This is a genomic window from Pseudomonas sp. P9_31 (assembly GCF_034008235.1).
Classification (GTDB): Bacteria; Pseudomonadota; Gammaproteobacteria; order Pseudomonadales; family Pseudomonadaceae; genus Aquipseudomonas.
This window is the reverse complement of sequence record NZ_CP125375.1, coordinates 6,345,745-6,360,586: the sequence shown is the minus strand read 5'-3', so window position 1 is coordinate 6,360,586 and position 14,842 is coordinate 6,345,745. Positions and strand designations below refer to the sequence as shown.

Sequence of the window (14,842 nt, the reverse complement as noted above, 5' to 3'; positions counted from 1 at the left end):
ACCCTTTTTTCTTTTCCGACTTTCATCACTTGGTCGCAGTTGCTGACCACCCAGGATTGGTAGCCAGTCATGTCCCTTGAAATCGTTATCCTCGCTGCCGGCCAAGGCACTCGCATGCGTTCGGCCTTGCCGAAAGTCCTGCATCCGATTGCCGGTAATTCAATGCTTGGTCATGTTATCCACAGCGCCCGGCAACTTGATCCACAGCGCATCCATGTAGTGATCGGCCACGGCGCCGAAGCGGTGCGCGAGCGTCTGGCCGCCGATGACCTGAATTTTGTCCTGCAGGACAAACAGCTGGGTACCGGTCATGCGGTGGCCCAGGCTGTGCCGTTCATCGAGTCCGACACCGTGCTGATTCTCTACGGTGACGTACCGCTGATCGAAGTCGAAACCCTGCAACGTCTGCTCAAGCAGGCTGCACCGAAGCAATTGGGCCTGCTCACCGTCGAACTGAATGACCCGACCGGTTATGGTCGCATTGTCCGTGATGCCGCCGGCAATGTGACTGCCATCGTCGAGCAGAAAGACGCCAACGAAGCCGAGCGTGCGATCACCGAAGGCAATACCGGCATTCTGGCAGTACCTTTTCAACGGTTGGGCGATTGGCTGGGCCGCCTCTCCAACAACAACGCTCAGGGCGAGTATTACCTGACTGACGTGATCGCCATGGCGGTCAGCGATGGTCTGGTGGTGGCCACCGAACAACCCCATGACGCCATGGAAGTGCAGGGTGCCAACGATCGCAGGCAGCTTGCCGAGCTGGAGCGTCACTACCAACTGCGCGCTGCTCGGCGTTTGATGGCTCAAGGCGTGACCCTGCGCGACCCGGCACGTTTCGATGTGCGCGGCGAAGTGATCGTCGGCCGCGATGTGCTGATCGACATCAACGTGATCCTCGAAGGCAAAGTGGTCATCGAGGACGACGTAGTGATCGGCCCGAACTGCGTGATCAAGGACAGCACCCTGCGCAAAGGCGTGGTGATCAAGGCTAACAGCCATATTGAAGGCGCGATTCTCGGCGAAGGCAGCGATGCCGGCCCGTTCGCTCGTTTGCGTCCCGGCACAGTGCTGGAAGCTCGCGCGCATGTGGGTAACTTTGTCGAGCTGAAGAACGCTCACCTGGGTGAAGGCGCCAAGGCCGGTCACTTGACGTACCTGGGCGATGCCGAGATCGGTGCGCGTACCAACATCGGCGCAGGCACCATCACTTGCAATTACGATGGCGCCAACAAGTGGAAAACCGTGCTAGGTGAAGATGTGTTCATCGGCTCCAACAACTCGTTGGTGGCGCCTGTGGATATCTCTGCGGGTGCGACCACGGCGGCCGGTTCGACCATTACCCAGAATGTGGATAAAGCCCAGTTGGCTGTTGGCCGGGCGCGGCAGAAGAACATTGACGGCTGGAAGCGGCCGGAGAAGATCAAGAAGAGTTAAGTTATCCACAGATTGAAAGATCAAAAGATCGCAGCCTGCGGCATCTCCTACAGAGTGAACACGAATTCCCTGTAGGAGCTGCCGCAGGCTGCGATCTTTTTATGGGTTATCCACACATCCTTTTTTTCTGATGCTGGCTTGACGAAGTTTCGCCGATAGGTTTTTATTGCTTACGTTATCTTTCGAATCGAAACTTACCTAATCATGTCGAAACGCAACACGCCCCAACGCCGCCACAATATCCTCGCCATGCTCAACGAGCAGGGGGAAGTCAGCGTGGACGAACTGGCCAAGCGCTTCGAAACCTCGGAAGTTACGATTCGCAAGGATCTGGCGGCGCTCGAAAGCAACGGTCTGTTGCTGCGTCGTTATGGCGGAGCAGTCACCATGCCTCAGGAGCTGGTCGCCGACATCGGCCAACCGGTTTCCAAATACAAGCAGGCCATTGCCCGCGCCGCCGTCACGCGGATTCGCGAGCATGCGCGCATCATCATCGACAGCGGCAGTACCACCGCCGCGATGATCCCGGAGCTCGGCCAACAACCGGGTCTGGTGGTGATGACCAACTCTCTGCATGTCGCCAACGCCTTGACTGAACTTGAGCACGAGCCAGTGCTGTTGATGACCGGTGGTACCTGGGATCCGCATTCCGAGTCCTTCCAGGGCCAGGTGGCAGAGCAGGTACTACGCTCATATGACTTCGATCAGTTATTTATTGGCGCCGATGGCATCGATCTGGTGCGCGGGACCACCACCTTCAATGAGTTGCTGGGCCTGAGCCGTGTCATGGCCGAGGTCGCCCGCGAAGTGATCGTGATGGTCGAAGCCGACAAGATCGGCCGCAAAATTCCCAATCTGGAGCTGCCTTGGAGCAGCGTCCATACCCTCATTACCGATGATCGCCTGCCGCTTGCGGCACGCGATCAGATTCAGGCCCGCGGCATCAATGTGATTTGCGCCGCTGTCAGTCAGGAGAACTAGCATGTGTGGAATTGTTGGTGCAGTCGCAGAACGGAACATTACCGCCATCCTGCTCGAAGGTCTCAAGCGTCTGGAATACCGTGGTTATGACAGCGCCGGCGTGGCGGTGTACACCAACGATGAAAAACTCTTGCGCGTGCGTCGTCCGGGCAAGGTCAGCGAACTGGAACAGGCGCTGGTCGAAGAGCCTCTGATTGGCCGTCTGGGCATCGCCCATACCCGCTGGGCGACCCATGGCGCGCCGTGCGAGCGCAACGCTCACCCGCATTTTTCAGGCGATCTGGCGGTGGTGCACAACGGCATCATCGAGAACCACGAAGCCCTGCGTGAGCAACTCAAGGCGCTGGGCCACGTATTCACGTCGGACACTGACACTGAAGTCATCGCGCATTTGCTCAACGAAAAACTCAATGAACAGCCCGATCTGACCGCGGCCCTGAAAGCGACCGTCAAAGAACTGCACGGTGCTTACGGTCTGGCGGTGATCAGCGCCCGGCAACCGGATCGCCTGGTGGCGGCCCGCAGTGGCAGCCCGCTGGTGATCGGTCTGGGCCTGGGTGAAAACTTCCTGGCTTCCGACCAGTTGGCCCTGCGTCAGGTCACTGACCGTTTCATGTACCTGGAAGAAGGCGACATCGCCGAAATTCGCCGCGACAGCGTGCAGATCTGGGACATCAACGGCGCGCTCGTCGAGCGTGAAAGCGTTCAGTACCGTGACGGGGCCGAAGCCGCTGATAAGGGCGAATTCCGGCATTACATGCTCAAGGAGATTCACGAGCAGCCGGCTGTGGTGCAACGTACTCTTGAAGGTCGTCTGAGTCAGAGCCAGGTGCTGGTCGAGGCATTTGGTCCCCAAGCTGCCGAGCTGTTCGCCAAGGTGCGCAATGTACAGATCGTCGCCTGCGGCACCAGCTATCACGCCGGCATGGTTGCTCGGTATTGGCTCGAAGAACTGGCCGGTATCCCGTGTCAGGTCGAAGTCGCCAGCGAATTCCGTTACCGCAAAGTGGTCGTGCAGCCCGACACCCTGTTCGTGAGCATCTCCCAGTCTGGTGAAACTGCCGACACCCTGGCCGCCCTGCGCAATGCCAAAGAACTGGGCTTCCTTTCCAGCCTGGCGATCTGCAACGTCGGCATCAGTTCCCTGGTGCGTGAGTCGGACCTGACGCTGCTGACCCAGGCCGGTCGCGAAATCGGCGTGGCCTCGACCAAAGCCTTCACCACTCAATTGGTTGGCCTGCTGTTGCTGACCCTGGCCCTGGGTCAGGTTCGCGGCACGTTGGCTGAAGGCGTCGAAGCCACACTGGTCGAAGAACTGCGTCGCTTGCCGACCCGTTTGGGCGAAGCCCTGGCCATGGACAGCACCGTGGAGAAAATCGCCGAACTGTTCGCCGAGAAGAACCACACGCTGTTCCTCGGTCGCGGCGCGCAATTCCCGGTGGCGATGGAAGGGGCTCTCAAGCTCAAGGAAATCTCCTACATCCACGCCGAAGCCTACCCGGCGGGCGAGCTGAAACATGGCCCGCTGGCGCTTGTGGATAACGACATGCCGGTGGTCACCGTGGCGCCGAACAACGAGTTGCTGGAGAAGCTGAAGTCCAACCTCCAGGAAGTCCGCGCCCGTGGCGGTCAGCTGGTCGTCTTTGCCGACGAGCAGGCCGGCATGACCAATGGCGAAGGTACTCATGTTGTCCAGATGCCGCACATCCACGACATCCTGTCGCCGATCCTCTACACCATTCCGTTGCAGTTGCTCTCGTATTACGTGGCCGTGTTGAAAGGCACTGACGTTGATCAGCCGCGAAATCTGGCAAAGTCGGTGACGGTGGAATAAGTTATCCACAGGTGATCGAAACACTGAAACTACAAAATAAAGTCTGTCGGAACCAAATAAAGTCTGTCGCTGGCGCCTCTGCCCCATCTGGTTGAGTAGCCAGCGACGCTTCCCTCCGCGCCCTGCTCAGGGCGCAGCTCAAGGTTTTAACGACCAAAATGATATTAGTGATTCAGCCTGAGGAAACTGTACGTTCCTTTGTGGAAAGAACTCTATTTATTAAAGGAAAATATTCATCGGAGGAAATTTTCCGGAAGTTTCCAAAAAACTGTCCTTCAAGAGCGAATATTTTGATAATCGCCGAAATGCTGGGATGGGTTGGCTGCTACGGCTTGAATAAAATGCTACATAGGCATACTAACAATCCGTTAACGGAGGCTTTTAAGAATATTCAAGATATCTCGTACTCCGGAAGTGAGTACATAAGTTATTCAAGGTGCTTCGACTCAAATAGAGAGCCATCAGGGTTTTGTCCGGTTTGTGTTTTAGAAGATATTGAACGCTTGGGATTTTCGTTCTGGCGGCGTGCTCACTGTTGTGAGCTAAAAGTCTGCGCTGAGCACAATGTAGAGCTAGTTAAACGCTGCCCCTCCTGTGACAAGCAGTTTTGCCATTGAGGTCATGATCTGGCGGTGATGTGGACTACCTGTGAGGGACTGCATCTAAAAGACTGCCCTGTGACGTTGAATACAGATCCATTTGAGCTAAAGAAAGCTCAGATTTTTACAGACATTATTTCATTCACCCATCACCTTTCGGAGGAGGCAGTTCTCGCAGCCTTGAATGATAAAGTCCAAAAAATAATAACCTCAAGTGTAGAACCTGTAATTCAGGATCTAACATGCAGTTGGGAGATAAAATAAAATGGCGGCTGGGAATTGTCAAAAAAGCGAGGTCTGTAAACAGGCTCCCACACAGAGAGTCCACTGATTATATTATCCAAGCTATAGTCGAAGTCTATGATAAATTTATTGACTTCGTTAGTGATGTAATAGCATACGGGGACGAAATTCGCCCGATAGAATCATTGTGGTCGACTTATATCGCAGGGCACCAGGAATCAACACATTTCGTTCAAGAGAACTATGAACATGGTGTGGGGGTTTGGTGTTGTCCTTTCCCGGCTAAGGAAAATCGCGGGATTTGGGATTGGCGGCCCGTGTATTATCCCTGCTGTAACTTTGAGCGACCAAAGAGGAAAGGTCCTCAACCTCGACCCGGACATGTTGGAAATGCGCCGCCGGGTATATACAGGCAGCAATAGGTTTTCGAAGTAAAGTACGCTACGAGAATTATGATGCTGCCTTGAACTGTTTCGTATGCGTGTCGGTCACCCCTTCAGACGGCGGAATGACCTGTTTACGAACATAAAAGGTTGTCACAAAACAATAAAGGTTTTCACAAGCTTCTGCTTCGACCGTCCATCGGCGCAGAACCGGGTGTTAGGAATCGGGATCACTATCCTCTATGCACCGCTGTGACTGTTGTCCTGGCTGAGCCAACGCGCCGCCTGTTCATCCTCAATAGCCTGAATGATCGAAGTACTCCATTATGAAGAGCCACCATTTCGCCATTGTGCGCAAGAAGTTGCGCAGTACCCCATAATAAAACACCCCTCTGAAGCTCTGTAGGCCTTACGTGGCGTGGCCTGTAGCCAAGTGCGCAAGAAGTTGCGCAGTACTGCGCAACTTCTTGCGCACTTTTGGCTTGATCGCTGATCAAAATTCGATCAATTTCGCCCGCTGGAGCGGCCAAGACCCCGCATCCCGGGCCCCTCGCCAAACTTGGCGCGCTCCTTGATGGCAGTAAGCCACCCACCGAGCGATTTCGCCTCCGGGCACTTCTAATTTTCAGCAAGGAGCACACACCCATGGCAACACCAGCGTACATGTCCGTTACTGGCGAAAAACAAGGCCTGATCACTGCCGGCGCTTTCACCGCTGACTCCGTTGGCAACACCTACCAGGAAGGTCACGAAGACCAGGTCATGGTTCAGGCGTTCAGCCACGACGTGATCATCCCGCGTGACCCGCAATCCGGTCAGCCAACCGGTCAGCGCGTTCACAAACCAGTTGTGATCACCAAGGTCTACGACAAGGCTTCGCCACTGCTGCAAGCCGCTCTGACTTCCGGCGAGCGCATGAGCGAAATCGTTATCCAGTGGTTCCGTACTTCGGCTCAAGGTACCCAAGAGCACTACTACACCACCAAACTGGAAGACGCGATCATCGTCGCCATCAACAACAAAATGCACAACTGCCAGGATCCAGGCAATTCGCACTTCACCCACCTGGAAGAAGTGCAATTCACCTACCGCAAAATCACCTGGACCCACGAAGTATCCGGTACTTCGGGTTCCGATGACTGGCGTGTTCCGGTCGTTTAATTACGGCTGATGGTTTTACCGCCTCGGCCGGTTTCGCCGGTCGAGGCACACTCACTACTTAAAGAATTTTTCGCGACCAGCCGAACAGCGGGCTGGTGCGCGTCGCAGCATTGCGCGAGGAACAAGGGATGTTCTCACCGGCCAACCAGCCTCATTTCAATCTCACTGTCGATGGCATCGACAGCGACTTCCAGGTGCTGTCGTTCACCGGTCGAGAGGCACTCAACACGCCCTTCGAGTTCGAGCTGGAACTGGTTAGCGAAAAGGCCTCGATCAACCTCGAAAGCGTGCTGCACAAACTAGCGTTCCTTCAGCTGTCGCCGAGCGGAACGGGCATTCACGGGCTGGTCTACAGCATTGCCCAGGGCGAGGCAGGCAAACGCCTGACCCGCTACAAGATCTCCCTGCGCCCGCAACTGGCTTACCTGGCGCACCGCTTCAATCAGCGCATTTTCCAGCAGATGACGGTGCAGCAGATCATCAGCAAGGTGCTGGAAGAACACGGCATCCTCGCCAGCGATTACCACTTCCAGCTGAGCGCGATCTATCCCGAGCGCATCTACTGCACGCAGTACGACGAGAGTGACCTGCATTTCGTCCAGCGCCTGTGCGAAGAGGAGGGGATTCACTACCACTTCCAGCACACCGCCAGCGGCCACAAACTGACCTTCGGCGATGACCAGACGGTGTTCCCGAAACTCGCGCCAGTGGCTTATCAGCAGGACTCCGGACTGGTCGCCGACAAACCGGTGGTCAAGCGTTTCGGTCTGCGTCTGGCCACCCGCACCAGCCGTACCACACGGCGCGATTACGACTTCATCAAGCCGAAGATCGAGCTGGAAAGCGATGCAAAAAGCTCGGCTCAGCCGGATCTGGAAGACTACGACTACCCGGGCCGGTTCGTTGATCGCGACCGTGGCCGGCATCTGGCCAATCGTGCGCTGGAACGCCACCGCAGCGACTATCGTCTGGCCGAGGGCAACAGCGACCAGCCTATCCTGGTCACCGGGCATTTCCTCGCCTTGACCGAGCACGCCAACCCGACTTGGAACGACCTGTGGCTGCTCACTGAAATCTTCCATGAAGGCAAGCAGCCGCAGGTGCTGGAAGAGTCGGTGACCAGCGATACCACCGAGCTGAAAGACGATTTTCACCAAGGCTATCGCAACCGCTTCAACGCGATCCCGTGGGACGTGCCGTACCGTCCGCCGCTGGATCACCCGAAACCGAAAGTGCTCGGCGCGCAAAGTGCGGTGGTCACCGGCCCCGAAGGCGAAGAGATTTATTGCGACCAGTATGGCCGGGTGAAGGTGCAGTTCTTCTGGGATCGCGAAGGCAAGCACGACGACATGACCACCTGCTGGATGCGCGTGGCCTCGAACTGGGCAGCGCAGACCTTCGGTTCGATCAACATTCCACGGGTCGGCATGGAAGTGCTGATCAGCTTTCTGGAAGGTGATCCCGACCAGCCGCTGATCACCGGTTGCCTGTACCACGGCGCGAATCTGCCGCCGTACAAACTGCCGGACTTCAAGACCCTGGCGACGGTCAAGAGCAAGGAATACAAGGGCAGTCGCGCCAACGAACTGCGCATCGACGACACCACCAGCGAGATCAGCATCGCGCTGCGCAGTGATCATGGCGCGAGTGCGATCAACCTCGGCTACCTGACCCATCCGCGTCCGAGCGGCGGTCAGCCGCGTGGCGAAGGTTTCGAGTTGCGCACCGACCGTCACGGCGCGGTGCGCGCCGCCGCCGGTTTGCTGATCACCACCGAACCGCGTCCAAACGAATCCAAGCATCACAAGGATCTGCCGGAAACCGCCGAACGCCTCGCCACCGCGAGCGATCAGCAGGACGGCTTTGCGGTGCAAGCCAAAGAACTGCAAGCGCAGGAAGCGGGCGATCAGGACGACGTGGCCAAGGCGCTGCACGCCCAGTATCAAGGCGTGCTCGGCTCGGGCCCGGCGAACATGGCGGCCAACGAATTTCCGGAATTCACCGAACCGCATCTGGTGCTCGCCAGCCCGGCCGGCATCGCCCTGACCACGCCGCGCTCCAGCCACATCGCCACCGGCGAACACCTGGCGCTGAGCAGCACCGGCCACACCAGTCTGTCGATCGGCAAACGCCTGCTGGCCAGTGCCAGTCGCGGCATGCGCCTGTTCGTGCAAAGCATGGGCTGGCGTCTGGTCGCGGCCTCCGGCGACATCGACGTACGGGCGCTGAAGGACAGCATCAACCTGCTGGCCAAACTCAACATCACCGCCAACGCCGACCGCATCACCGTCACCGCCAAGACCGAACTGGTGATCCAGGGTGGCGGCAGCGCCACCACCTACAACGCTGGCGGCATCACCCACGCCACCAGCGGCCCGTACACCGCGCACGCGGCGAACTTCGCCTACACCGGCGCGAAAAGTCTGGCCGGTGTATTTCCGGAACCGCCGAAACCGGGCAAGGGCAATCTGGAACTGTTCAACCAGTACGCCGGGCGCCAAGGCATCAAGGAAGGCGATTACGAAGTCATCGACGCCTTGGGCAAAAGCATCAAGGGCAAGCTCGACGGCAAAGGTTTCGCCAGCGTCGCCGGTGCTGCGCCAGGGCCGGCTCGCGTGCTGTTTGGCAAGGATCCGGCGGACACCTGGAGCGATGGCAGCTACATCGGCAAACCGGAATGGCCGTTAAATCCACCGGGGGCGGAAGACGTGCCGAGTCAGGTGCAGGCGATGGTCGCGCAAGTGTTGCCGAGTAAGAACTGGGATGTTTTGGAGAAGGGCAAGGACTTGGCGCAAACAGGGATGAGTGCGATGCAGACCGCAAAAGGTGCGATGCAAACAGCACAGCAAGTGAAAGGCGTGGTGCAGGGCGGGGTGGCCGGGTTGCCGAAACTGGCGAGTGCGGCAATGCCGAGTGCTTCCGGACTTCTCGGGGCTGCGAGCAAGGCGGGCAAGTTGCCGACTCTGCCGGCACCGACGCTTCCAAAACCTTCCTTGAAAACCCCGGGCCTGCTGGCGGGTGAGATGCTGTCATGACGACTGAAACTGCTGTTGTAAAACGTGAACCCCAGGTTGCCATCGTTCCACTGAATGCCATCGACATTCAGGACGTCGCCAGCAGTGCGGCCACTTTCGATGCCTGGCTGCAATCTGCCACCGATGGCGTGGTCACTCTTGATCGAATCAAGAACTACGCCGGCTTCTTGCCGGTGGTGGGCAACATCATGGCGCTGGTCGATGCGCTGGGTGACATTGTCACCCTGTCGAACGCGAAGCAACGCGACTTGCTCGCCTGGGCCAGCCTTGGCATCAACCTTATCGGTGTCTTGCCGTTGCCGCCAGCGATGGCCGCTGCGCGCATGACCCTGCGCCCGACGCTGTTTCTGGTGCGTCAGGAGATGAAGGCCAGCAGCAAGATGTTGCTCAGTGCATCCGTGATCGAGGTGTTGGTCGGGCACCTGAACGCCTCGATTGTCGGCACGCTGGATGATTTTGTTGAACAGGCCAAAGGCAAATTGCCCGGCATCCTGGCGGACGCTGGCAAGCTCGGCGAAGAAGTCATCAACGAGATTGCCAAAGGCATCGAAGCGGTGGCTTTCGGCAATCTGGATGCCAAAGGTGATCTGAATGCGGCCAGCGCACAGGCAAGCGCAGCAGCCGATCAATTCAAGAATGATCCGCTGGGGTCATTCAGCAATGTTTTCGGGGCTGCCGCAGGTGTTTATAAAGCGGCTGGCAAGGGCCTGGCCAACAGCGTGGCGCAGAATCTGGTGCCCGATGACTTCAAAAAAACCGTTTCCCACGAAATCAAAAAACTGCGCGCGATGGGGCCGGAGCTGCGCACTCAGTTGAGCAAGCTCGACGATGAATCGGTGCAGAACTCCATTGGCTGGTTGCTGCTGATCCTGTCCAGCGCCGTAACGTTGTGGCGCAAGCGTAATGCCCACGGCCAGAGCGCCGGGGTGCACCCGGACAAGACCGGTCAGGCAAGGCACACGGCGTCCGATGGTCAATTGGGGTCCAACGGCAAACAGGCTCCGGCGAATCGCGAGCCCGATCCGAAGAAAGACGGGCCTTGCACCGGCACGTGCCACAGCATCAGTTTTGCCTTGGGTTCGGAAAGACTCAGTCATACCGATTTCAGATTACCAGGGCCATTCCCGATCGAATGGACACGCACTTACAACTCACGCCTCGACGCCTACGATCAGAGCGAACTCGGCGCTCGCTGGATCAGTGAATTCACCACACGTTTCGACTGCGTGGACGACGGCTTGAAGTTCTACGGCTCCGATGGTCGCGACCACAGCTATCCGCTGCCCAAACTCGGTCTGTTTCACTACGACGCCATCGAAAACATCACACTGGTTCGCAGTGGCGAAGACCAGTTGCTGTTGTGCCGTGGCTTCGAACGTAAGGAAACCTACGTCCGCCATGGCCAGCGCTTTGTGCTGACCAATATTTCTCTGCGCAACGGCGCCGGAATCATGCTGCATTACGAGCATCGTCACGGCGAACAGTCGGTGCTCTCGGACCTGATCACCTATCAAGAAAACGACATCAGCAAAGTCCACCTGCACCTCGGCACGATGATCGACGATCACGGCCGGCTGATCGGCCTCTGGCAAATCGTTGACGGTGCCCCACTGCGACAACTCTGTGCCTACCAGTACGACGCCTATGGCGACCTGATTCAGGCGCAGGACGAGAACGGCGCAGTCTGGTCGTATCAGTACCAACATCACCTGATCACCCGTTATACCGACCGTACCGGTCGTGGCATGAATCTGGAGTGGGACGGCCAGGGTGCCAAAGCCAAAGCCGTGCGCGAATGGGCGGACGACGGCAGCTTCGACACGCGTCTGGAGTGGGACGAAAACATCCGTCTGACTTACGTCACGGATGCTCTCGGCAACGAGACCTGGCACTACTACGACATCCTTGGCTACACCTACCGCATTCGCTACGCCGATGAGCGTTCGGAATGGTTCTTCCGCGACGACGCGAAAAACATCGTACGTCGCGTAAATGCCGACGGCAGCACGGATCGTTATAGCTACGATGAGCGCAGCAACCTGCTTGAGCACATCCGCGCCGATCACACGGTGATGCATTACGCCTACGACGATCAGGACCTGCTCATCAAGATCAGCGACGCCGAGGGCGGCCAATGGCAACGCGCTTATGACGATCAAGGCAATCTGGTCGAAGCGCTCGATCCGCTGGGCAACAAAACCGAATACGCCTACAACAAGGCCGGCCAGCCCACCGCGATCAAGGACGCCAACGGCAACGAAAAGGCCCTGGACTACAACGACGCCGGCCAACTGGTGGAATACGTCGACTGCTCAGGCAAAACCAGCGCCTGGGAATACAACGAACTGGGGCAGATGATCTGCTTCACCGACGCCGCCGGCAACGCCACCGAATACGAATACAAAGCCGGGCAGTTGGCGCTGATCAAGCACCCGGACAAGACCGAGGAACGCTTTGAGCGCGACGCCGAAGGTCGGTTGTTGGCGCATGTTGATGGCCTCGACCGCTGCACCACCTGGAGTTACACAGCCGCCGGTTTGATCTCCGAACGCGTGGACGCCGCCGAGCAAACCTTGCGTTATCGCTGGGATCGTCTCGGGCGATTAACAGCCCTAGAAAACGAAAACGAACAACGCACGTACTTCCACTACGACCCGGTCGGTCGATTGCTGGAAGAGAGCGGATTTGACGGGCGCAGCACACGCTATCAGTACGACCCTCTAACTGGTCGCCTCGCCCAGTCCATCATTGGCAAGCGCGTGATCTCGGTGAGCTTCGACCCGATGGGCCAACTGACGGAACGCCGCGCGACTCTGGGCGATCGGTCGCAAAGCGAAACCTTCGCCTACGACGGCAACGGCAATATGGTGCTGGCCAGCAACGCCGACAGCCGCCTGCAATGGTTTTATGATCCGGCAGGAAATATTCTGCGTGAGCATCAACACTATCTAGGTTTGGAAAGTCCGATAGTCGCAGTTTGGCAGCACGAATACGACGTCCTTAACCAGTGTATCGCCACGACCCGTCCAGACGGTCACCGCGTCAGTTGGCTCACTTACGGCAGCGGCCACTTGCTGGGTATTCGCTTGGATGAACACGAACTGATCGGCTACGAGCGCGATGACCTGCATCGCGAAGTCGCCCGCCATCAAGGCAATCACCTGCTACAGACCCAGAGATGGGATCCGGCCGGTCGCTTGCAAGAACAACTGCTGGGGCGCAGCGACGACAAATCCACATTGCTCAAACGCGAGTACAAATACGACGCCGCCGGCCAACTGACCGACATCAATGACAGCCGTCGCGGCCCGCTTTCTTATCGTTATGATCCTGTCGGCCGACTGCTCAGCGCCACCACGCGTCAAGGCGTGGAAACCTTCGCCTTCGACCCGGCCGGCAACCTGCTGGACGACAAAGCGACGGAAATTTGCCGCCCACTGGACCTGACGCCTCCGCGCAGCAAACTGGTCGACAACCTGCTGCGCGAATACGCCGGTACGCATTACGACTACGACGAACGCGGCAACCAGATCCAGCGATGGCACAACGGCCAACGCAGCGATCTGCGTTGGGACCTGTTTGATCGACTGGTGCATTTCGAAGACTCGCGCCTGAGCGTGGATTTCGCCTACGACGCATTGGGAAGACGCCTGCACAAAAACTCCCGCGCGCACTACAAACAGCGCCCGGAGGCAGGTTCGCTCTGGAACAGAAACGAGCACGCCCGCAAACAACGCGAACTGGGCTGCGGCTTTACCTTGTACGGATGGGACGGCGACAACCTCGCCTGGGAAAGCAGCCCGGCGCAGAGCGATGGCGCGCCGGGTCGCACGGTTCATTACGTCTTTGAACCCGGTACCTTCGTGCCCGTCGCGCAGGCCGTGCGTCACGCACCAATCAACCTGATGGGCCAACCGGATTACAGCGGTGAATACAGCCTCGAAGACGATCCGTTGTGGAATCACAAGGCCACGGCATTACCGTTTGATGCGTTGGCCTGGTATCAGTGCGATCACCTCGGCACGCCACAGGAACTGACCGATTCACAAGGCAACATGGCGTGGACCGCGCAGTACAAGGCATGGGGGCAGGTGACGGAGCAGCGCTCGGATTGGGCGCGGCAGTATGACGTGACGAACCCGATAAGGTTTCAGGGGCAGTACCACGATCATGAGACTGGACTGCATTACAACCGATATCGATATTATGATCCTGCGGTAGGAAGGTTCCTCAGCAAAGACCCGATAGGATTTGCGGGCGGAACCAATCTTCATCAGTACGCACCGAATCCTACTGAGTGGATCGATCCACTTGGGTTGGCGAGAAAGGCTCCCTCCAAGTTTGCCAAGCGGGATGGTGAAGGGGCGAGCGCTGCTGATATCGCAGCCAGTAAAATTGATGGAGGCCATCGCCGGGGCCAAGAAGCATGCCGAGAGGAACTATTGGAGGAAAGCGGCTCGGATGACTATGTATGTTGGCGATGTGGCGGTAGTTCGAAAAACCCTAAAGATATGCATTTGGGGCACACCAATGTCCCGACCTCCAAGGGTGGTAACCTTGCGAGGGTTAACATCGCTCTTGAAGGCGCTTCGTGTAATCTGAGTGCTGGTAGTAGTGGTTATGTCAAAGAAGGCATGTCGTGTGTTGAACGTGGAAGCTGTGGAGCACCCTATGGTCGATGATCAATCAGCAGAACTTATCCGTGTGTATGCCGGAAAAAACTCAAAAGGTCCGGTATTTGAACAGCTGCCGGCTCGCAAAATTGACGAACATACATATGAGCTTCTGTCTTCCCCGGGGCTGGCTTTGAATCTGGCACGAGGAGATATAATTTCGTTAGAAAATCCTCAGACACACGCCGAGGTTTTGAAGAGGGGGGGCAATTTTTGTATCCACATCTACTCCAAACACATTTCGCCAGAGCGGCTGGAGGTGCTTGAGGCGGATGTTGCAAACGAGCTCAACGGTACCTTGGACGGCGTATATAGGGGGAATTTGTCATTAGCAATTCCTGCGGAAAATGGAATGGATAGAATTGCGAAATTTTTTAACGCCTTCCATGAACAGACCGGGGTTCAGTGGTACTACGCGAACATCTACAAAAATATCGATGATGCAGAAGACGAAACGCTGCTCAATTGGTGGTTGGATAGTTAGAGGGAATGACTG

Annotated in this window: 8 protein-coding genes; all 8 read left to right on the top strand. The window is 57.4% G+C overall.

Translation table 11 applies throughout. The features are described from left to right. Positions 1–69: 69 nt before the first annotated feature. The 8 genes from glmU to QMK51_RS28760 all read left to right on the top strand — a co-directional run bounded on the left by glmU (position 70) and on the right by QMK51_RS28760 (position 14,830). Positions 70–1,437, top strand: coding sequence for a bifunctional UDP-N-acetylglucosamine diphosphorylase/glucosamine-1-phosphate N-acetyltransferase GlmU (gene glmU / locus QMK51_RS28790; RefSeq protein ID WP_320392795.1), 1,368 nt, complete (start codon positions 70–72; stop codon positions 1,435–1,437). Positions 1,438–1,638: 201 nt separating this feature from the next. After that, positions 1,639–2,418: a DeoR/GlpR family DNA-binding transcription regulator gene (locus tag QMK51_RS28785; protein ID WP_320394582.1), complete on the top strand. Its 780-nt coding sequence runs from the start codon at positions 1,639–1,641 to the stop codon at positions 2,416–2,418. A gap of 1 nt (position 2,419) precedes the next feature. Next, on the top strand, positions 2,420–4,252 hold the full coding sequence (gene glmS / locus QMK51_RS28780) for a glutamine--fructose-6-phosphate transaminase (isomerizing) (protein WP_320392794.1): 1,833 nt from the start codon (positions 2,420–2,422) through the stop codon (positions 4,250–4,252). A 158-nt stretch (positions 4,253–4,410) separates the two neighbouring features. Then, on the top strand, positions 4,411–4,869 hold the full coding sequence (locus QMK51_RS29155) for a TniQ family protein (protein WP_413817510.1): 459 nt from the start codon (positions 4,411–4,413) through the stop codon (positions 4,867–4,869). A gap of 1,253 nt (positions 4,870–6,122) precedes the next feature. Next, positions 6,123–6,638 (top strand): Hcp family type VI secretion system effector, encoded by a 516-nt coding sequence (locus QMK51_RS28775; protein WP_230139315.1) that lies wholly within the window; start codon positions 6,123–6,125, stop codon positions 6,636–6,638. 128 nt (positions 6,639–6,766) lie between these two features. Then, the gene (locus QMK51_RS28770; RefSeq protein ID WP_320392793.1) at positions 6,767–9,673 is read left to right on the top strand and encodes a type VI secretion system tip protein VgrG; all 2,907 of its coding nucleotides are present in this window, start codon (positions 6,767–6,769) and stop codon (positions 9,671–9,673) included. Beyond that, positions 9,670–14,355, top strand: coding sequence for an RHS repeat-associated core domain-containing protein (locus tag QMK51_RS28765; protein WP_320392792.1), 4,686 nt, complete (start codon positions 9,670–9,672; stop codon positions 14,353–14,355). Before QMK51_RS28770 ends, QMK51_RS28765 begins: the two co-directional genes overlap by 4 nt. Further along, a complete protein-coding gene (locus tag QMK51_RS28760; RefSeq protein ID WP_320392791.1) occupies positions 14,345–14,830 on the top strand; it encodes a DUF4265 domain-containing protein in 486 nt (161 codons plus the stop codon). Before QMK51_RS28765 ends, QMK51_RS28760 begins: the two co-directional genes overlap by 11 nt. Positions 14,831–14,842 lie beyond the last annotated feature (12 nt).